Source organism: Microbacterium sp. 1.5R (genome assembly GCF_007667425.1).
Taxonomy (GTDB): Bacteria; Actinomycetota; Actinomycetes; order Actinomycetales; family Microbacteriaceae; genus Microbacterium.
In genome coordinates this window covers 1,312,020-1,331,659 of record NZ_VDRC01000001.1, presented here as the reverse complement: position 1 = coordinate 1,331,659, position 19,640 = coordinate 1,312,020, and the positions used below count along the sequence as shown (strand labels likewise).

Sequence of the window (19,640 nt, the reverse complement as noted above, 5' to 3'; positions counted from 1 at the left end):
CTCGGCGCCGGAATCGCCGACCTTCCTTGCGTCGTGAAATCGATTTCGCGTAAAGTGGCGACCGGTCAGGACCATCGGCCCGGGTTTCGAGGAGGACACCATGCGCTGCACCCTCGGGGTGGACATCGGCACATCCAGCAGCAAGGGCGTGCTGGTGGATGCCGTCGGCGCGATCGTCGCCACGGCGACCCTCTCGCACGACGTCTCCCGCCCCCGCACGGGGTGGGTCGAGATGGACGGCGACGTCTGGTGGGACGAGTTCGTCGCGATCGCCAGCGAGCTTTTGGCCGCGGCTCCCGACGCCGAGGTCGTCGGCGTCGGTGTGAGCGGAATGGGCCCCTGCATCCTCCTCGCGGACGAGGACGATCGCCCCGTCCGCCCGGCGATCCTCTACGGCGTCGACACCCGCGCCACGGCCCAGATCGAGCGCATGACGCAGGAACTGGGCGAATCGGAGGTCACCCGCATCGGCGGCTCGACGCTCACCTCGCAGGCCGGCGGCCCCAAGCTCGTCTGGGTCGCCGAAGAGGAGCCCGACGCCTGGGAGCGTGCCCGGCGCGTGTACATGCCGGCCTCCTGGCTCGCCCGCCGCCTCACCGGCGCCTACGTGCTCGACCACCAGTCGGCCAGCCAGGTGTCGCCCCTCTACGACATCGAGCGCGAGGCGTGGCACGACGACTGGTGGCAGCGCTACGCGTCGTCGATCGCGCAGCCGCCGCTGCTCTGGGCCGGCGATGTCGCGGGCTCCGTCACCGCCGCGGCGGCGGAGGCCACCGGCATCCCCGAGGGCACTCCCGTGATCGCCGGCACGATCGACGCGTGGACCGAGGCGGTGAGCGTGGGAGCGCACGAGATCGGCGACCTCATGCTCATGTACGGCACGACGATGTTCCTCGTCGCGACGGGTGCCGAGACGCTGCGCACGCCCTCGATGTGGACCACGGCCGGCGCCTTCGCCGGCACGAGGAACCTGGCGGGCGGGCTCTCGACCTCGGGGGCGCTCACCGCCTGGCTGAAAGACCTCACCGGCGCCGATTACCCCCAGCTGCTCGCCGAGGCGACCGCGTCGGGCCCCGGGGCCCGCGGGCTGCTGATGCTCCCCTACTTCGCGGGGGAGCGCACCCCCATTCAGGACCCCGACGCCCGCGGCGTCATCGCCGGGCTCACGCTCGCCCACACCCGCGGCGACCTCTACCGCGCCGCCCTCGAGGCCACCGCCCTGGGCGTACGGCACAACGTCGAGACCATGCGCGCGGCCGGCGCCGACATCCGGCGCATCGTCGCGGTCGGGGGCGGAACGCAGGGCCGTCTGTGGCTGCAGGTCGTCTCCGACGTCACGGGTCTCGTGCAGGAGGTGCCTGCCACGACGATCGGCGCGAGCTACGGCGCCGCCTTCCTCGCCGCGCTCGCGACGGCCGACGGGGCAGCGCCCGAGATCACCGCGTGGAACCCCGTGACCGAGACCATCCACCCCGCCGACGAGCTGCGCGAGACCTACGACGAGCTCTTCGATCGCTACACCCGCCTGTACCGCGACACCGCCGACGTGGTGCACGAGCTCGCCGCAGGGCAGCGGACGGCTTCGGCCTGACCCGCAGCACCACGGCAGCAGGCGTCCGCACCCGCGTCCGCACCACCACCAGCACGAGCACCACCCGCATCACCGGAGAGGCACCATGACCACCTACACCCTGCCGGCACCGGCATCCCGCCCGGCATCCGCACCGAAGACCGCGTACCTGATCGCCTCGGGCGATCTGCGCGAGGCGGCCAACACCGGCGGCTGGCCCGTGCAGGTCGAGCTCGAAGCCGGCGTCACCGGCGTCTTCGAAGACCTCGGCTGGACCGTGGTCCGCGCCAACGAGATCGACCCCGAGACCGGCCACGGCTTCATCTCGAGTCAGCGCATGGGGCTCGAGGTGTTCAAGAACATCCCGGTCGACGCGCCGCTGATCGTCGCCGAGGCCGTCTGGCAGTACTCCCACCATGTGCTCGCCGGGCTCCGCACCCACGAGGGGCCGATCCTCACCGTCGCGAACTTCGCGGGCGACTGGCCTGGTCTCGTGGGCCTGCTCGGGCTCAACGCGGGCCTGACGAAGATGGAAAAGCCGTACTCGTCGATCTGGTCGGTCGACTTCACCGACGACTGGTTCCGCGACGGCATCCGCGAATGGACCGAGACCGGCTCCATCACGCACGACGCCTCGCACGTGCGCGCGCTGCCCGAGCTGCCGGACAGCCCGGAGAAGCAGCTGGGCGAGGCGCTCGCCGCCGAGCTCCTCGCGGAGAAGGCCATCATCGGCGTCTTCGACGAGGGCTGCATGGGCATGTACAACGCGATCTTCGACGACGAGCTGCTGAACAAGACCGGCATCTACAAGGAGCGCCTGTCGCAGTCGGCCCTGTACGCCGAGATGCTGAACGTCGCGGACTCCGAGGCCGACGCCGCGTACGACTGGCTCGTCGACCACGGCATGACCTTCATCTACGGCGAGGACGCCGCGACCGAGCTCACCCGCGATCAGGTGCAGTGGCAGCTGAAGATGTACATCGCCGCGCTGCGGATCGCCGACGACTTCGGACTCGACGCGGTCGGCATCCAGTACCAGCAGGGCCTGAAGGATCTGGTGCCGGCATCCGACCTCGCCGAGGGCATTCTGAACTCGACCGAGCGTCCGCCCGTGACCTCGCGCGACGGCTCGCGGGTGCTGCACGAGGGCCGCGCGTTCCCGCACTTCAACGAGGCCGACGAGGGCGTCGCGGTCGACGCGCTCGTGACGGACCGCGTGTGGCGCGCGATGGGGCTCGTGCCCGACAACACGCTGCACGACGTGCGCTGGGGCGAGGACTTCGACGGAGAGTTCGTGTGGGTCTACGAGATCTCCGGATCGGTGCCGGCTTCGCACCTGGGCGGCTGGCAGAACGCCGAGGGCTGGCGCCAGGGCCATGTCTTCTTCCCGGCGGGCGGAGCCACGATCAACGGCGTCTCCAAGCCGGGCGAGATCGTGCTGTCGCGGGTGTTCATCGCCGACGGCATCCTGCAGGCCGACATCTTCCGCGCCTCGGTCGTCGAGCTGCCCGAGGAGGAGACCCAGCGCCGCAAGAACGACACGAATCCGGAGTGGCCGATCGCGCACGTCGTGCTGCACGGCATCTCGCGCGACCAGTTCATGGCACGCCACAAGGCGAACCACGCGCAGACGGTCTACGCCCCCGATGCCGAGACGGCCGACAAGGCGCTGATCGCGAAGGCCGCGATGTTCGCCGGCATGGGCATCAAGGTCAACCTCGTCGGAGACGTGAACATCTGAGCGGATCGCGACCGATCTGACGCAGGCGAGAGGGGCGGATGCTGCGGCATCCGCCCCTCTTGCTGCGTTCCCGACACTCTTCCGAGCGTCGCACTTAAGCGATATAGTCGGCGGCACGCCGCATCGACGCGGCGTGAGATCGACAACGACGCCGAAGGAGACGCTCCACCATGAGTCAACCGAACCCCCGTCATTCCCTGATCCGAAGAGGACTGGCGGCAGCAGCCGCACTGGCGATCACGGCCGCCGGTGCTCTCGTCGCCTCATCCGCCGCCGCAACGGAGGCGCCAGACGACGACGCGAAGCTCGCGGTGTACGTCGAAGTGAACTCGAACGATTTAGCGAACGTCGCCGACTACGAGCTCGCCGATTCCGGTGCCCCGGCAGTCGACCTCGCGATGATCTTCGCCGCCAACATCAACTACGACGGCGAGAAGGCGTACCTGCACTTCAACGAGCGCGTCACCGAGACGCTGCAGGATGCCGAGAACCAGATCCGCCCGCTGCAGGCCCAGGGCACCAAGGTGCTGCTGTCGGTGCTCGGCAACCACCAGGGCGCCGGCTTCGGGAACTTCTCGACCTACGCCGAGGCCGACGCGTTCGCCGCGCAGCTCGCCGACGCGGTGACGACCTACGGACTCGACGGCATCGACTTCGACGACGAATGGAGCCAGTACGGCGCGAACGGCACCCCGCAGCCGAATGCGCAGTCGTTCGGATGGGTGGCGTCGGCTCTGCGCGACCGCCTCGGACCCGACAAGCTCATCACGCTGTACGCGATCGGACCGTCGTACACCACGACCGACTTCAGCGGCTTCGACGTGAACGCCACGCTCGACTACGCCTGGAACCCGTACTACCCGACCTACGACGCCCCCACGGTTCCCGGGCTCGACGATCGCGCGCGCATCGGCGCCGCAGCGATCGACCTCTCGAACACCAGTGCGGCTACCGCGGCGGACTTCGCGCAGCGCACGGCCGCCGACGGGTACGGCGTCTATGTCGCGTACAACCTCACCGCGACGAACCAGTCGTAGTTGCTCTCGGGCATCACCGAGGCGATCAAGGGCGAGTCGACGGTGTACGCGCCGCAGTGAGCGGCGACACGAGTCCTCACCCCAGGTCGAACAGCTCGAGCTGACGCACGGTGACCTCGGCCTCCGCCCGCACGCGGAGCGCCGAGGTCACGGTGCGTCCGGCGAGGGTGAACGGCGTGGTGCGATCGGCGGGGAGCTCGACCTCGGTCGTGACGGCGACCGGCTCCCAGCCGCTCGCCGTCTCCACCTCCCACACGAGCGCGGCGGAGGATGCCGCGGATGCCAGCGTCACCGAGACGTCGCTGACCGCCCGATCCTCGGCGAACCGCCAGCCGATCCACTTGCCCGGGTGAAGGACGACACCCTCTGCGCCCGAGGGATCACCGTCGTCGAACGCGCGCGCCGCGTGCCGGACTCCCGCCGAGGCGATCGGGCTGCCTGCGGTCGCGGTGAGGTCGGGGCGCCAGAGCACGGCATCCGTCTCCCGGACTCCGCCGAGCCAGTCCTTCGGGTCGTCGCCGAACACGAGGTCGAGCACGAGCTCGCCTGCGGCGGAATCGACGAGAGCATCGACGGGCAGCTCCGCCGTCGTGAGCGGGATGCCGTTCAGCCGCGCCTCGTGCAACACGTGCGCGCTCGGCGAGCTGCGACGGGAGCGGATGCGCAGCGTCGATCCGTCGCCGCGGTCGACGCGGATGTCGTCGAGCAGGGGCGAGCCGATCCGCAGCACCCCCGAGGCGAGTTCGAGCGGATAGAGCCCGAGCGCGGCCCACAGCCACCACGCGCTCATCTCACCGTTGTCCTCGTCGCCGGGGAAGCCCTGGCCGATGTGCGCGCCGGCGAACAGGCGCCCGGCGAGCTCGCGGGCGGTCTCGCCCGCGCGCCACGGCTGATCCGTGAACGCGTACATGAAGGGGATGTGGTGCGCGGGCTGATTCGAGATGCCGCACATGCCGGCGCGCAGCGCCCGGGCTTCGCGCTGCTCGTGGATGACGGTGCCGTACGCGCCGCCGAACCTCTGATCGGCGGTCTCGGGCTCGGCGAACAGCGCATCGAGATGAAGGCGCAGACCGGCCCGGCCGCCATACAGGTCGGCCAGACCGTCGCCGTCGTGCACGGCGCCGGTCGACATGCCCCAGGCGTTCGTCTCGACGTTGTCGCCGCCCCACGTACGCGGGTCGAAGGGCTCGGACGAGAACGCTCCGCGGTCGTCGCGACCCCGGAAGAAGCCGGTCTCCGGGTCGAACAGCGCGCGGTACGACAGCGCCCGGTTCGCGAAGTACCGGGAGAAGGCGCGGTAGCGCGCGGCACCCGTCGACGAGGTGCCTCGATCGGACGCGAGCTGCGCGGCGAACCGGCCGAGGGCGGCGTCGCTGATCGCGTTCTCGATGCTCCAGCTCATGCCCTCGGGCACGGCGGAGGAGATGTAGCCCGTGAACCGGCCCCGGTCGATGCCTTTCCGTCCGCGTCGGGCGTCCGGCCCCGGCTCGCACGCGTTGCGCCAGCCGCTCTCGAACGCCTCACGCCGATCGAACTCGATGCCCCAGCGCGCAGCGTCGGCGAAGATCTGGTCGCTCGACGTTCCCACCATGCTGTCGACGTACCCCGGCGCACTCCAGCGCGCCATCCACCCGCCGCGGCGGTACTGCGCGAGCTGTCCGTCGAGCAGCCGCCCGGCGAGCGTCGGGTCGAGCAGCGCGAGGCCGGGCCACTCGGTGCGATACGTGTCCCAGTACCCGTTGTTCACGACGAGCTCGCCGTCGACGACCGGAGCGCTCGTCTGCGTCTCGCCGAACGTCGTCCGCTCCGCGAAGACATCGGCGAAGGCGGACGACGGAGCGCCGGCCGACCCGGTGTCCTCCGCTGCGGTGTTCGGGTACAGGTGCATGCGGTGCAGGGCGGCGGCGATCCGCGCCCTGTCCTCCTCGTCGGCGAGCGCGCGGTACGGCGCATCGGTCGCCGGCAGCGGCGGGATCGTGACGCGGTCGAGGAGGCGGTTCCAGGATGCCGCGGCGTCGGCGCGAAGGTCCTCGAAACCCGTCTCGGCGTCGAGTTCGAGGCCGAGGCTGCGCTCCGCCTGCTCGATCGAGAGGAATGACACCGCCACCCGCACCTCGAGCGAGCCGCGCCCGGCCACGAAGCCGGCGACCCTCCCGCGACCGGCGTCCTCGAGGCGCCCCCGCTCGGCTGGCGCTTCCTCGGGGTCGGTTCCGATCAGACGCCCCGCGAAGTAGCACCGGGGGGCGTTGCCCCAGTCTTCCGGCCCCTCGGGGATCCAGCCGGCGAAGCCTCCGTCATCCGTCCACGAGAGGCGTCCCTCGTCGCTGAGCTGATCGATCACGAAGCCCACTCGGGCGCCGGCGTCGTCGCTGCGCACACGGAACGCCGCGCCGTGCAGGGTCGCCGTCATCTCGGCGCGAATCCGGGCACCGTGCGCGTCGGCGAGCTCGGCGGCGTACTCATGCGGCCTCGCTCGTTCCGACCCGGCGACGATCCAGCGCCGCCTGGTCGCGTGGTCGGAGGCCGGGGTGTCGGCGAACGGCATGAGCTGCAGCACCGAGCGGTCGCCGATCCACGGACTCGGCTGATGCGAGAACTGCAGTGCCTCCATGCGGCGGCCCCGCCGGTCGTCGTGCACGAACGGCCGGTACGGCCAGCGGGCGTCGGCGGCATCGGTCGCCGGGGTCACGAACGTGAAGCCGTGCGGGCGCGCCACCGCCGGGATCGTGTTGCCGCGCGAGAACCGCGCCCCCGAGTGCGTGCCTCGGCGCGTGTCGACGCGTTCGACGGCAGGGAGATCGGATGCCGCGGCCACCCGCTCCTCGACGAGCACCTGCGCGAACCCGCTCACTCGAGACGGAAGTCCGTCGACATCGGTCAGAGACTCCGCCCCGAACACGAGCTCGACCACCCCGCGGCGCCCGGCGAGCGGAGCGAGCGAGACGGTGTCGGCGTTCCACTGCTCTGGCATGCTCCAGCGCGCTGCGAACTGCGCATCCGGTGTGATCGCGAAACCATAGCGGTCGCGCACGGCCGGATCGTCGCCGAGGCGCCGGCCCTCTCCCTCCACGCGCACGTCCTCCGCTCGCACGTCCTCCACACGCACGTCGACCGATACGGCCAGCGCGGCGTGCGGCGCGAGCGCGGCATCCGCGCCGTCGGCGTAGAAGGCCCAGTGCAGCACGGTGTCCGGTGTGATCGCGATCGTGCGCAGTTCGGGCACCTCGACGCGCTGCACACCGGCGGCCGGCGCGATGTCGAACGCGAACACCGGCGCCGCGAGCACGCCGGAGCGCGGGCGCGACGACGGTGGATCCGCCGGGCCGTCCGCAGGGCTCAGCCGCGGGGGCGTCACCCCTTGACCGCGCCTTCCTGCACGCCCTTGAAGAAGAATCGCTGCGTGAACGAGAACATGATGACGATGGGCACCAGCGCGATCATGGTCCCCGCCGCGATGAGTCGCGGGTCCACCGAGAAGCTGCTGTTCAGATAGGCCATGCCGACGGTCAGGGTGTACTTCGACGGATCGGAGAGCACGATGAGCGGCCACAGGTAGTCGTCCCACGCGCCGATGAACGCGAAGATCGCGACGACCGACACCATGCCGCGGATGTTTGGCCAGACGATGTGGCGGATGCGCTGCCAGGTCGTGGCGCCGTCGACCGTCGCGGCGTCCAGCACGTCCTTCGGGATCATGCGGCATGCGGTCGCGACCAGCAGCACGTTCATGGCGCTGATCGCGCCGGGCAGGAACACGCCCCACAGGGTGTCGGCGAGGCCGAGCGCGCGGATCGTGAGGAAGTTGCTCGTGACGGTGACCTCGCCGGGGAACAGCAGGGTCGACAGCAGGATGGCCATGACGATCCACTTGCCGCGGAACCGCATGCACCCCAGCGCGTAGCCGGCGAAGGTCGCGAGCACGACGTTGCTGACGACGGTGCCGACCGACACGAGCAGCGAATGCCACGCATAGAGATAGACCGGCACGATGTCGGCGACCGTGACGTAGTTGCCCACGGTCGGCTCGCGCGGGATGAGGTTGGGCGGGAAGGAGTAGATGTTCTCCTGCGGACCCTTGAACGACGTCGACAGCTGCCACACGAACGGGCCGATCACGAGGAACAGCACGAACACCAGCAGGGCATAGCGGCCGATCAGTCCGCCGAGGGTCGGCTTGCTGAAGTCGCCGGAGCCGCGACGTCGGAAGACGCGCTCGCGCGACGGCGGCGCGGCGTCGTCGGCCGGGCGCTCGTCCGAGGTGCGGGGGCGGTCGAGGATGCTCATGCGGGGGCCTTCGCCTTCTTCTCGCGATTCATGAAGGCGATCGCGGCGAGCGGGATGAGGGTGAGGAGGAACAGCGCGACGCTGATGGCCGAGGCGTACCCGATGTTGCCGTTCAGGCCGGAGCCGACCTGCCGGATCAGCATGACGAGCGACATGTCGTAACCGCCGGGGCCGCCGGTGCTCTTCGACAGCACGTCGAGTTCGGCGAAGACGCGCATCGCCGATACCGCGATGAGCACCGCGATGAGCAGCATCGCACCGCGCACCGAGGGGATCGTCACCGACAGGAAGCGGCGGAAGGATCCGGCGCCGTCGAGCATCGCCGCCTCGTGCAGCTCCTTGCCGACGTTGCCGAGCGCGGCGAGATACACGACCATGTAGTAGCCGAGGCCCTTCCACACCGTGAGCAGGATCGCGCACCCCAGCAGCAGCCAGCGGTCGACGAGGAACGCCACCGGTCGGTCGACGAGACCCATGAATTCGAGCGTCTGGTTGATGATGCCGCGGCTGTCGAAAAGCCAGGTCCAGATGAGGGCCACGACCACGACCGACGCGATCACGGGGAAGTAGAAGGTGGTGCGGAAGAACGAGATGCCGGGCAGCTTCTTCTGCACGAGCAGTGCCAGCAGCAGCGGCAGGATCGTGAGCAGGGGGACGCACACGACCACGTAGATGAGGCAGGTGGTGAGCGCGTTCCAGAACATCTCGTCGCCGAACATGCGCTCGTAGTTCGCGCCGCCGACGAACTCGGGGGTGCGCAGCGGCTTGGCGTCGGTGAAGCTCAGGACGACCGTGTTGAGGAACGGCCAGAGCGCGAACACCAGCACCCAGATGACGGCTGGCGCGAGAAGCAGCCACGGGGTGAACCACTTGTGGGAGGTGATCCCGCTCGCCCGCCTCCGGATGCCGGTGTCCGCGGCCATGCTTACTGGTCCACCCGGTTCGCGTTCGCGTACTCGACGATCTTGTCGAGCTGCGTCTTCGGGTCGGCCTCGCCGTTGATCGCGAGGGCGATCTGCTGCGTCATGTAGGTCGCCATGTCGGACGTCCACTGGAACGGGATCGCCTTCGCGTCCTGCATCGCGGTGAACACCGTGTCGATCGCGGCGAGCTGCTTCGGGTCGGTGACCGACGACGAGATGTTCTCGACGACCGTGTCCCCGCCCGAGGTCGTGCCGGGCGCGGTGCCGACGGCCAGCGACGAGAACGCGATCTGGTTCTCCTCGTTCGTCGCGAATTCGGCGAACGCGAGGGCCGCCGCCTTGTTGTCGGAGTCGGCCGAGACGTTGAGTCCCTGCACGTAGAGGGGAGGGATGCCGAGGCGCGGCGTCGCGACCGTGGTCTCGAGCAGTGCGGGAGCGTCCTTCTGCAGGTCGGTGGTGAAGCCGGTGCCGCCGGTGGTGAAGGCGACCTTCTCTTGGATGTAGGCCTCGGCGTTCCCGCCGTAGTCGCCGGTCAGCGCCTCGGCAGGCATCGCGCCGGCGGCGTACGCGTCGGCGTAGGCCTGGATGATGTCGGCGGCCTCGTCGGTGTTGAAGTCGAACTCGCCCTCGTCGTCGATGACCTCCATGCCCGCCGACGTGAAGGTGTCGAGCGCGGGGATCGACGACAGCAGCTGCACCTTGCCGCCCGACTCCGACGCGACGTCCTTCGCGAGGGTGAGGAGCTCGTCGACCGTGGTGGGCAGGTTCTGCTCGGTGACGCCGTACGGCGCGAGCTGGGCGAGGTTCCACCACGAGGCATCGCTGGAGAGGTACCAGGGCAGGCCGTAGGTGCCCTCGACGCCCGGGTACTGGCTGTAGGACTCCCACGCGCCCGTGTTGTAGACGGACTTCAGGTCGGCATCCGCCTTCTCGATGTCGAGGAGCTTGCCGGCGGCGACGAGCGGGTAGGCGATGTCGGGCGGCAGGTTCAGCACGTCGGGCAGGGTGTTGGCGTTGGCCTGGCTGAGGATCTTCTCCTGGTAGCCGTCGCCCGGCTGGTCGAGCCACTCGACCGTGACGTCGGGGTGCTCCTCCTCGAAAGCGGCGATGAGGTCTTCGAAGTACGGGGTGAACTTCTCGTTCTTGAGCGACCAGGTCTGGAACTGGATCGTCCCGCTCAGCTCGCCGGACGTGTCGATGGGGCCGCCGCTGTCGCCGCCCGCTCCGCCACCTCCCGTGCAACTCGTCAGCGCCAGGACGCCGATGCTGAAGGCTGCCACCGTGGCAATGCGTGTCGGAACTCTCATCGTGCTTCTTCCTCGAGGCGGGCGATAGCGCGCCGGTCCGATGATCGGACTACAGCGCTTTAGCAGATGAAACCATCCGAAACGACGCGTGTCAAGGCTCGCTGCGGCGGCCTATCGCTGCGATCCGGCTGACGGTAGGCGCGATGTTGCTCAAGCGTTATAGTGGTGCGATCCCGTCCTCGCCGGAGGACACCGTCGGAAAGGTCCGGATACATGACGCAGCGCGGCGCCCTCGATGCTCCCCTGAGATTCGGGGCGAACTACACGCCGTCGAAGGAGTGGATGCACTCCTGGCTGGACTTCACCCCCGATGACGTGCGCCGCGACTTCGCCGCGCTCGCGGAGCTCGGACTCGACCACGTCCGGGTCTTCCCGCTGTGGACCGTGCTGCAGCCGAACCGCACCTTCATCCGCGACAAGGCCGTCGACGATGTGCGCGCGGTCGTCGACATCGCGGGCGAGTTCGGGATGGACGCGAGCGTCGACGTCATCCAGGGGCATCTGTCGAGCTTCGACTTCGTGCCGTCCTGGCTCCACACGTGGCACGACAAGAACATGTTCACCGACGCCAAGGCCCTCGACGGCCAGGTCGCACTCGTCGACCGCCTCGGACGAGCGCTGCGCGAGGCCCCGAACTTCCTCGGCCTGACTCTCGGCAACGAAGTGAACCAGTTCTCGGCGCACACGCACCCCTCGCCCTGGCCGGTGACGCAGGACGACGCCGGCGCATGGATCTCGGCGCTGCTGTCGGCAGCCGAGCAGGCGGCGCCCGGCCTGCCGCACGTGCACAGCGAGTACGACGCTGTCTGGTACATGGACGGCCACGGTTTCACGCCGGCGCACGCCTCCCGTCTCGGCGCGATGACCACCATCCACTCGTGGATCTTCAACGGCACCGCGCAGCGGTACGGCGGAAGATCGGTCGCCTCCGACCGGCACGCCGAGTACCTCATCGAGCTCTCGCGCGCCTTCGCCACCGACCCCGACCGTGCTGTGTGGCTGCAGGAGGTCGGCGCTCCGTCGAACTGCCTCGCCGACGACGAGATGCCCGACTTCCTCGAGGCGACCGTCCGTGCGGCCGCGCGTACCGAGAACCTCTGGGGTGTCACGTGGTGGTGCTCGCACGACGTGAGCCGCGACCTCGGTGACTTCCCCGAGCTGGAGTACTCGCTCGGGCTCATCGATCAGACGGGCGCAGCCAAGCCGATCGGTCGCCGCCTCGCGGAGCTGATCCCCGAGCTGCGTCGGCGGTCCGCCGCCCCCGTGCGCGACACCGCGATCGTCGTCGAGGTCGACGAGCGCGAGGTGCCGGTGAGTCGGGCGGCCCTGAGCCCGGGCGGAGCGGTGTTCCAGGCGTGGGTGGACGCGTGCGCCGGCGGGCTCGACCCCGCCGTGGTCACCTCCCTCGACGCGCTCGATGCCGCGGCGCTCGAGGCCCGCGGCATCCGGCACCTCATCCGTCCTGACCTCTCGGCGAGCGGTGTCGACCGCTACGGGTCGGTGAACACCGTCGTGCAGGCCTGAGCCGGGGCGGTGCCGCCGAGGCGGGACGCCCGGTCAGCCCGCGTGTGCGGGCGGCGCCGTGCTCTCGCGCACCGTCAGCGTGGGGCTGGGACCCTCGACGCTCGGCAGATTCGCCCCTGCCTCGATCTGCTGCAGCAGCAGCGTGGCCGCACGCTCGCCGAGCTCGAACGTGTCGCGGGTCATCGCGGTGATCGACGGATTGATGAGGCCGGCGATCACGGAGTCGTCGAACGAGGCGAGCGACACGTCGCGCGGTACGTGGCGGCCCATCTCCTGAGCGACCCTGAGCCCCGCCACGGCCATCACGTCGTTGTCGTAGACGATCGCGGTCGGACGCTGCCTCCCGGCGAGCAGCGTGCGGGTCACGGCCGACGCCCGCGCGGGGGAGAAGTCGGTCGTGATGACCTCGCCCGCGACACCGTCGCCGGTCATGCGATCGAGCACCTCCGCACGCAGTCGCGTGTGCTCGAGCTCCGCAGGGCCCGCGACATAGGCGATGCGCTCGTGGCCGAGGGCCGCCAGATACGAGAACAGGGTGTCGGCGACCGCATCGTCGCCGATCCAGACGCTCGGCACTGACCCTTCGGGCGACGGCTTCGAGCCGATCATGACGGCGCGGGCGTCGAGGGCGGTGATGCGCTCGCCGCGGGGGTCGTCGTCGCGGGGGTCGATGAGGATGATGCCGTCGACCTGGTTGGACGACCACTGCCGATGGACCTCCATCTCCTCGGCGATGCCGCTGACGAGTCGCAGCTGCAGACTCACCTTGCTCTCGGACAGCCGCGACTCGATGCCGGCGATGAGGTCGGTGAAGAAGGCCTCGGAGCCGAGTGAGCGGGCGGGGCGGGCGAGCGCGAAGCCGACGGTGTTGGCGCGGGCCCCGACGAGGGCTCGGGCAGCGGAGCTGGGCTGCCAGCCGTTCTCCTCGACGACCGCGAGGATGCGCTGCCGCGTCTCCTCGCTCACCCCGGGGCGTCCGTTCAGGGCGAACGAGACGGCGCCGGGCGAGACGCCGGCCATGCGCGCGATATCGGCGATGGTGACGCGTTTCGCCGGGCTCATAGTGACTCACCATACTTGATCGATTTGGCCCGCAGCGGGAAGTGACGACACCCCCACGCGCCTCGGTGCTAGATCGCTTTAGTAAATCGGATAGCATCGACGGACGGCGCCGCGTTCCCCTTCGCCGTTCCCCCACCCCTCACCGTCGAGCCCGGAGACTGACCCATGCATGACGACACCTCGCTCACCGTCGGCCGCGTCAAGCGCGTGCTGGAAGAGCGGATCCGCCCCGCCATCCACTCGGCCTCCGTGCCGCTGGAGGTCGCTCTGCACGAACTCCCCGGGGAGCCGATCCCCCCGTCCGAAGGGCTCGCCCTCGACTTCGAGCCGGCCGCGGTCGGCGAGATGTGGGGCCCCGCCTGGGGGACCACGTGGTTCCGCCTCACCGGCAGCGTGCCGGCCGAGTGGGCCGGCCGCCGCGTCGAGGCCGTCGTCGACCTCGGGTTCGACATCAACATGCCCGGATTCCAGTGCGAGGCGCTCGTGTACCGCCCCGACGGCTCGCCCGTGAAGAGCATCAACCCGCGCAACCAGTGGGTGCCGATCGCGCAGACCGCAGCCGGCGACGAGCCCGTCGAGCTGTACCTCGAGGCGGCCGCCAACCCCGTGCTGCTCGACTACCACCCCTTCCTCCCCACGCAGGAGGGCGACATCCGCACCTCCTCGAAGGAGCGCCTGTATCGCTCGCGGCGCGTGGACCTCGCCGTGTTCGAGCAGGAGGTCTTCGACCTGTCCCTCGACCTCGAGGTGCTCTTCGAGCTGCAGGCCGAGCTCGCTCCGACGTCGCCGCGCCGCATGCGCATCCTGCAGGCCATGGACGACGCGCTCGACGTGCTCGACCTCCAGCGCATCGCCGAGACGGCATCCGACGCCCGTGCCCGACTCGCGGGCGTGCTCGCCGCGCCGGCCGAGGCCAGCGCGCACCAGATCTCGGCGATCGGCCACGCGCACATCGACTCCGCCTGGCTGTGGCCGGTACGCGAGACGATCCGCAAGGTCGCCCGCACGACGTCATCCATGACCTCGTTGATCGAGGAGCAGCCCGACTTCCTGTACGGCATGTCGAGCGCGCAGCAGTACGCCTGGATCAAGCGGCACCGTCCCGAGGTGTGGGAGCGCGTGAAGGCCGCGGTCGCCGACGGTCGCTTCCTGCCGCTCGGCGGCATGTGGGTCGAGTCCGACACCGTGATGCCGACTGGCGAGTCGCTCGTGCGTCAGTTCTCGTACGGTCAGCGATTCTTCGAGCGCGAGTTCGGCATCCGCTCGAAGGGCGTGTGGCTGCCCGACAGCTTCGGCTACTCACCCGCGCTGCCGCAGCTCATGCGGCGGGCGGGGTTCGAATGGTTCTTCACGCAGAAGATCTCGTGGAACCAGCAGAACGTGTTCCCGCACCACAGCTTCCTGTGGGAGGGCATCGACGGGTCGCAGATGTTCACGCACTTCCCGTCGATGGACACCTACAACTCGCAGCTGAGCGGCATGGAGGTCGCGAAGGCCGCGCGCCAGTTCAAGGAGAACCGGGTGTCGTCGCGGTCGATCGCCCCGGTCGGCTGGGGCGACGGAGGCGGCGGCACGACCCGGGAGATGACCGGCAAGGCAGAGCGCCTGCGCGACCTCGAGGGCAGCGCGCGCGTCGAGTGGGAGCACCCCGACTCCTTCTTCGACAAGGCGCGAGCCGAGATCGCGAACCCCGCGGTCTGGGTCGGCGAGCTCTACCTCGAACTGCACCGCGGCACGCTCACCAGCCAGCACGCGACGAAGGCGCTGCACCGCTGGGCGGAGCACGCGCTCGTCGAGGCGGAGCTGTGGGCGGCGACGGATGCCGTGCGCACCGGCGCCGCGTACCCCAAGGACGAGATCGACCGGCTCTGGGAGGTCGTGCTGCTGCACGAGTTCCACGACATCCTGCCCGGCACGTCCATCGCCTGGGTGCACCGCGAGGCCGTCGAGGTGCTGACCGGCGTGCTGTCGGATGCGCAGGACATCGCGGATGCCGCGCGGCGGTCGCTCGCGGGCGACGGCGATCGGGCGCTGCGGTTCACGCCGACCTCGGTCGGCGGTCGCGGTCGCGCACTCGGTGCCGCCTGGGTGGGCGAGCCTGTCGACGCTCCCGTCTCGCTCGCCGACGAAGCCGGCGGCTGGCGGCTGGAGAACGACCTCGTGTCGGTGCTCGTGTCCGGCGAGGGACTGATCGTGTCGGCGGTCGACAAGGCCACCGGACGGGAGGCCGTCGCCGAGGGGCGCGCCGCGAACCTCTTCCAGCTGCACCAGGACTTCCCGAACATGTGGGACGCGTGGGACATCGACCGCTACTACCGCAACAGCGTCACCGACCTCACCGGGGTCGCGTCGATCTCGGCATCCGTCGTGGACGGCGCAGCCGTCGTCACCGTCGTGCGTCCGTTCTCGCAGTCGTCGATCACGCAGACGATCGTGCTGCGGCCCGGGTCGCGCACGGCGCTGCTGCAGAACGACGTCGACTGGCACGAGACCGAGAAGCTGCTGAAGCTCGCGTTCCCGCTCGACGTGCAGGCGTCGCACACTGAAGCCGAGACGCAGTTCGGCTACCAGGCGCGTGTCACGCACACGAACACGAGCTGGGAGGCCGCGAAGTTCGAGGCGTCGATGCACCGCTTCGTGCTCGTGCGCGAGCAGGACTTCGGCGTCGCGCTCGTCAACGACTCGATCTACGGCTACGACACGTCGCGTGACGTCGCGGACGACACGATCACCACGACCGTGCGGTTGTCGCTGCTGCGCGCACCGCGGTTCCCCGACCCCGACACCGACCACGGCCACCACCGCATCGAGGTCGGCTTCGTGATCGGAGCGGATGCCGCAGTGGCGACCGCCGAGGGCATCGCGCTGAACGCGCCGGCGACCGTCGTGCACGGTGCCCGCGAGGTCGAGCCGCTCGTGTCGGTGCAGGGCGACGGCATCGTCGTCTCGGGCGTCAAGCTCGCCGACGACGGATCGGGCGATGTGATCGTGCGGGTGTACGAGGCGCTCGGTCGTCGGGCGGTCGGGTCGCTCGAGGTCGGGTTCGAGCACTCGGCGATCCGCGAGGTGTCGCTCATCGAGGACGCTCTGGAGGGTGGCCGCGAGGGCGGACAGATGTCGCTGCGACCGTTCGAGGTGAGGACGCTGCGCATCACGCGCTGAGCGTCATCTCCTGCGCGGGGGTGGCCGTTGTGGCGGCCCCCGCGCAGGAGGACGATGGCGTCATGGCGACCGTCGAGGATGTCCGTGCGATCGCGCTCGCGCTGCCCGGGGTGAGCGAGCGCGTGGGCGGCCACACCGGTGAGCCCGCGTGGAGACTGCCGAGCGGGCAGATCGCGTGGATCCGTGGCCCGAGGGCGACCGACCTGCAGCAGCTCGCGGCGCTCGGCGCGGCGTGGCCGGAGGGCCCGGTGCTCGCCGTGCGGGTCGGTACTCAGGACGAGAAGCAGGAGATGCTCGCGGCCGAGCCGGACGTGCTCTTCACGATCCCGCACTTCGACGGTTATGCGGGACTGCTCGTGCGCCTTGATGCGATCGACCGTGATCGCCTCGCGGAGATCATCGCGGACGCCTGGCTCGTGCGCGCCCCGGTGCTCGTCGCGAAGCGGTGGCTCGACGAGCGGGGTCTCGCGTAGCGCGAGAAGCGGGTGCGGCGGGATGGAGCGCTCGGGCGGGGTCGGACGTTCGGAACGTCTCAGTGCGCGGCCGGGCGAGGATCAGGCCGGTCCGAGGCGAAACACCTCCGGGGACTCGCCCCCGGTGACCTCGTCGGCGACCCGCACGCTGCGCGCGAGGTCGTCGAGTGCGCCGTCGAGCGTGCCGAACCGCTCCCGATCGCTGCAGACGGCCGTGACGGTGATCAGATGAGTGCCGGTGTCCCATGTGTACGTGACGAAGGGAGGAGTCGCCGGGGACGGCGGCATCGCGACGACCAGCTTCTCACCGGCGCCCAGCCACGGACTCGAGAACGACTGGGTGTCGTCGTAGTCCATCGGCATCGATGCGCGGGCGATCCGGATGTCTGGCGTCAGCACCTGCACCGTGGCCATGGCGACGACGAGTTCCGGCTCCGACTTCCACGTCCAGACGAGCACTCGGCCGTCCGCTCGGCGCATCAGCATCGGAGCAGCCTGGCTCATCGCCCACGCTCCGAACCGTGATCCCGGCCGCTCGGTCGCGCCGAGCGCGGCGTTCGCCTGGCCGAGCAGCATCCTGATCGCCGCCTTGCGGTGGCGGCGTCCTCTCCACCCCAGCGAGTCGGTCACAGGGATCCACCGCTGAAGGTCGGCGTCGGCAGTCAGTCGCATGACTCCACGGTAGCCGGAGCGCCGCGTGGGAACTTGACGTCGGGTATCCGCATAGGTGACACTCAGATTCCGATAACTGTTAACTGTCAGATGAGGTGGGGCGTCGGTGAATTCACGACCACTGGGCATGGGGGAGCAGATCGCTCACCGCCTGCGCGTCGAGATCATCACCGGCGGGATCCCGCAGGGAGAGCATCTCGCCGAGGACGCCCTGGCCAGTCGATTCGACGTGAGCCGGGGCCCGATCCGCGACGCACTGCGGCAACTCGAGTCCGAAGGACTGCTGGAGAGTCGCCGCAAACGCCTCTACACGCGCGGCCTGGGTCTCGAAGGGGTCGAGGAGCTGTACGAGCTCCGCGAGGCCCTGGAGTCGCTGGCCATCCGGCTCGCCGTCGCGCGCGCCAGCGCCAAGGAATGGGATGCGGTGCAGGACATCGTCGACCGCATGCGTGCGGCGGGCGAGGTCGGAGACGTGGAGATGTTCGCCGAGGCCGACATGGACTTCCACACGTCGTTCTACACGATCTCGCGCAACCGCCGCCTGATGGAGGCATGGCGCCCGTACCAGCGCACCTTCGCGATCCTGTTCGAGCTCAGCGACACCCCCGACATCCCCGCCGCGACGGCGGACCATCAGGGTTTCCTCGACATCGTCCGCACCGGTGACGCGGATGCCGCGGTCAAGCGCCTCCAGCTGCACCTGACCCTCGCGAAGGGGCACGTGCGCGACGCTCTGCCTGAGCCGCCGCGCACCGACGTCAACGCCTGAGACGGGGCGCGATGCCGAAGGTCGGCACGCGATACCTGTGACGGGTCGCGACGTCTCAGGCGTGCCCAGCCCTACCCGAGCTGCCCGAGACGGCCGCTCACGTCGACGACCGCCTTGCCGCTCACGGTGGGATCCGCCACCGAGGCGAAGGCGGCGGCCGCTTCGGCGAGCGGATGCGCGGTCGTCACGATCTCCGCCGCCCGCGGCGACGCGGCCAACAGGCGGATCGCATCGTCGAACTCGCCTGAGAACCGATGCGTGCCGATGAGGTGCAGCTCTTTCGTCACGATCCCCGACAGCGCTATCGGCCGCTGGTCGCGCGGCAGCATTCCGAGCTGCACGATCCGCCCGCCGATGCGTGCGATCGACACGGCCGACTCCAGTCCGGCGGGAACCCCGCTCGCTTCGATGACGAGGTCGGCTGACGCGGGAGTCGGCTGCTGCGTCGAGAGGTCGACCACGGCATCCGCACCGATGTGCCGGGCGAGCGCGAGCGGGGCGTCGCGCACGTCCGACACCGTGACGTGGCGGGCGCCGGCGTGCCGCAGCGCCAGCAGGGCGAGCAGTCCGATCGGACCGGCACCGCAGATGAACGCGTCGGCACCGCGTACGTCTCCGGCGCGCGAGAGGGCGTGCAGCACGACGGCCATGGGCTCGGCGAGCACGGCGGCTGCCGAGGGCAGGTCGGCCGGGATCACCCGCAGGCGCTCGGTGCGCAGCACCAGGAACTCCTGCAGCCCGCCGTCGGTGTGGGGCCAGGTCGACGCCGACCCGAGGAACGACGACGGCTCGTCGCGGAGGTCGTCCCCCACTTCCCGTTCGCCAGGACGAGGGCAGGGCCAGACGGGATGGACCGCCACCCGGTCGCCGATCCGCACGGAGTCGTCGCCGGGCGCCGTCTCCACGACGGTGCCGACGATCTCATGGCCGAGCACGAGGGGTGCTCGCACCTCGAAGTCGCCGTTCGCTCCCTTCGCGAAATAGCTGAGGTCCGATCCGCACAGCCCGACGAGGTCGATCCTGACGAGGGCGTGTCCGGGCCGGACGACGGGGACCGGGCGGTCCTCGGGCTCCAGCGCCGAGGGGCCCGCGAGTCGGACGGCTCTCATGTGTGTC

General features: G+C 70.0%; 14 protein-coding genes. 7 read left to right on the top strand and 7 right to left on the bottom strand.

Translation table 11 applies throughout. From position 1 onward, the window contains the following. Nucleotides 1–100: 100 nt before the first annotated feature. From FSY98_RS06470 to FSY98_RS06460, 3 genes are all read left to right on the top strand, one after another. Nucleotides 101–1,591: an FGGY-family carbohydrate kinase gene (locus FSY98_RS06470; RefSeq protein WP_144875039.1), complete on the top strand. Its 1,491-nt coding sequence runs from the start codon at nt 101–103 to the stop codon at nt 1,589–1,591. Between the two features lie 85 nt (nt 1,592–1,676). Next, complete coding sequence (locus FSY98_RS06465) at nt 1,677–3,311, top strand: fucose isomerase (RefSeq protein ID WP_144875037.1); 1,635 nt, start codon at nt 1,677–1,679, stop codon at nt 3,309–3,311. A gap of 170 nt (nt 3,312–3,481) precedes the next feature. After that, on the top strand, nt 3,482–4,348 hold the full coding sequence (locus tag FSY98_RS06460) for an endo-beta-N-acetylglucosaminidase H (RefSeq protein WP_144875035.1): 867 nt from the start codon (nt 3,482–3,484) through the stop codon (nt 4,346–4,348). Nucleotides 4,349–4,424: 76 nt separating this feature from the next. Here FSY98_RS06460 and FSY98_RS06455 read toward each other — a convergent pair whose 3' ends face one another. Genes FSY98_RS06455 through FSY98_RS06440 form a run of 4 tightly spaced genes read right to left on the bottom strand, consistent with a single transcriptional unit; the run spans nt 4,425 to nt 10,862 of the window. Continuing rightward, a complete protein-coding gene (locus FSY98_RS06455; protein ID WP_144875033.1) occupies nt 4,425–7,703 on the bottom strand; it encodes a GH92 family glycosyl hydrolase in 3,279 nt (1,092 codons plus the stop codon). Beyond that, nucleotides 7,700–8,632 carry a carbohydrate ABC transporter permease gene (locus tag FSY98_RS06450; protein ID WP_144875031.1) on the bottom strand — a complete coding sequence of 311 codons (933 nt, stop codon included), beginning with the start codon at nt 8,630–8,632 and terminating at the stop codon, nt 7,700–7,702. The genes FSY98_RS06455 and FSY98_RS06450 overlap by 4 nt, the downstream gene beginning before the upstream one ends. Then, nucleotides 8,629–9,555, bottom strand: coding sequence for a carbohydrate ABC transporter permease (locus tag FSY98_RS06445; RefSeq protein WP_144875029.1), 927 nt, complete (start codon nt 9,553–9,555; stop codon nt 8,629–8,631). The genes FSY98_RS06450 and FSY98_RS06445 overlap by 4 nt, the downstream gene beginning before the upstream one ends. A gap of 2 nt (nt 9,556–9,557) precedes the next feature. After that, nucleotides 9,558–10,862 (bottom strand): ABC transporter substrate-binding protein, encoded by a 1,305-nt coding sequence (locus FSY98_RS06440; RefSeq protein WP_144875027.1) that lies wholly within the window; start codon nt 10,860–10,862, stop codon nt 9,558–9,560. Nucleotides 10,863–11,075: 213 nt separating this feature from the next. On the opposite strand from FSY98_RS06440, the gene FSY98_RS06435 reads away from it, so the two are divergent. Continuing rightward, nucleotides 11,076–12,386 carry a glycosyl hydrolase gene (locus FSY98_RS06435; protein ID WP_144875025.1) on the top strand — a complete coding sequence of 437 codons (1,311 nt, stop codon included), beginning with the start codon at nt 11,076–11,078 and terminating at the stop codon, nt 12,384–12,386. A gap of 33 nt (nt 12,387–12,419) precedes the next feature. Here the strand turns inward: FSY98_RS06435 and FSY98_RS06430 are convergent, their stop codons facing one another. Then, nucleotides 12,420–13,448: a LacI family DNA-binding transcriptional regulator gene (locus tag FSY98_RS06430; RefSeq protein WP_144875023.1), complete on the bottom strand. Its 1,029-nt coding sequence runs from the start codon at nt 13,446–13,448 to the stop codon at nt 12,420–12,422. Between the two features lie 165 nt (nt 13,449–13,613). On the opposite strand from FSY98_RS06430, the gene FSY98_RS06425 reads away from it, so the two are divergent. Then, nucleotides 13,614–16,610: a glycoside hydrolase family 38 C-terminal domain-containing protein gene (locus FSY98_RS06425; protein WP_144875021.1), complete on the top strand. Its 2,997-nt coding sequence runs from the start codon at nt 13,614–13,616 to the stop codon at nt 16,608–16,610. 62 nt (nt 16,611–16,672) lie between these two features. Then, entirely contained in the window at nt 16,673–17,083 is a 411-nt protein-coding gene (locus FSY98_RS06420; protein WP_144875019.1) for an MmcQ/YjbR family DNA-binding protein, read from the top strand. An 81-nt stretch (nt 17,084–17,164) separates the two neighbouring features. Here the strand turns inward: FSY98_RS06420 and FSY98_RS06415 are convergent, their stop codons facing one another. Beyond that, complete coding sequence (locus FSY98_RS06415) at nt 17,165–17,755, bottom strand: hypothetical protein (RefSeq protein ID WP_144875017.1); 591 nt, start codon at nt 17,753–17,755, stop codon at nt 17,165–17,167. A gap of 106 nt (nt 17,756–17,861) precedes the next feature. Between FSY98_RS06415 and FSY98_RS06410 the strand changes: the two genes are divergently transcribed. Continuing rightward, nucleotides 17,862–18,524: a GntR family transcriptional regulator gene (locus FSY98_RS06410; protein WP_144875015.1), complete on the top strand. Its 663-nt coding sequence runs from the start codon at nt 17,862–17,864 to the stop codon at nt 18,522–18,524. A 71-nt stretch (nt 18,525–18,595) separates the two neighbouring features. On the opposite strand, the gene FSY98_RS06405 is transcribed toward FSY98_RS06410, so the two are convergent. Continuing rightward, a complete protein-coding gene (locus FSY98_RS06405; RefSeq protein WP_144875013.1) occupies nt 18,596–19,633 on the bottom strand; it encodes a zinc-binding dehydrogenase in 1,038 nt (345 codons plus the stop codon). Between the last annotated feature and the right edge of the window lie 7 nt (nt 19,634–19,640).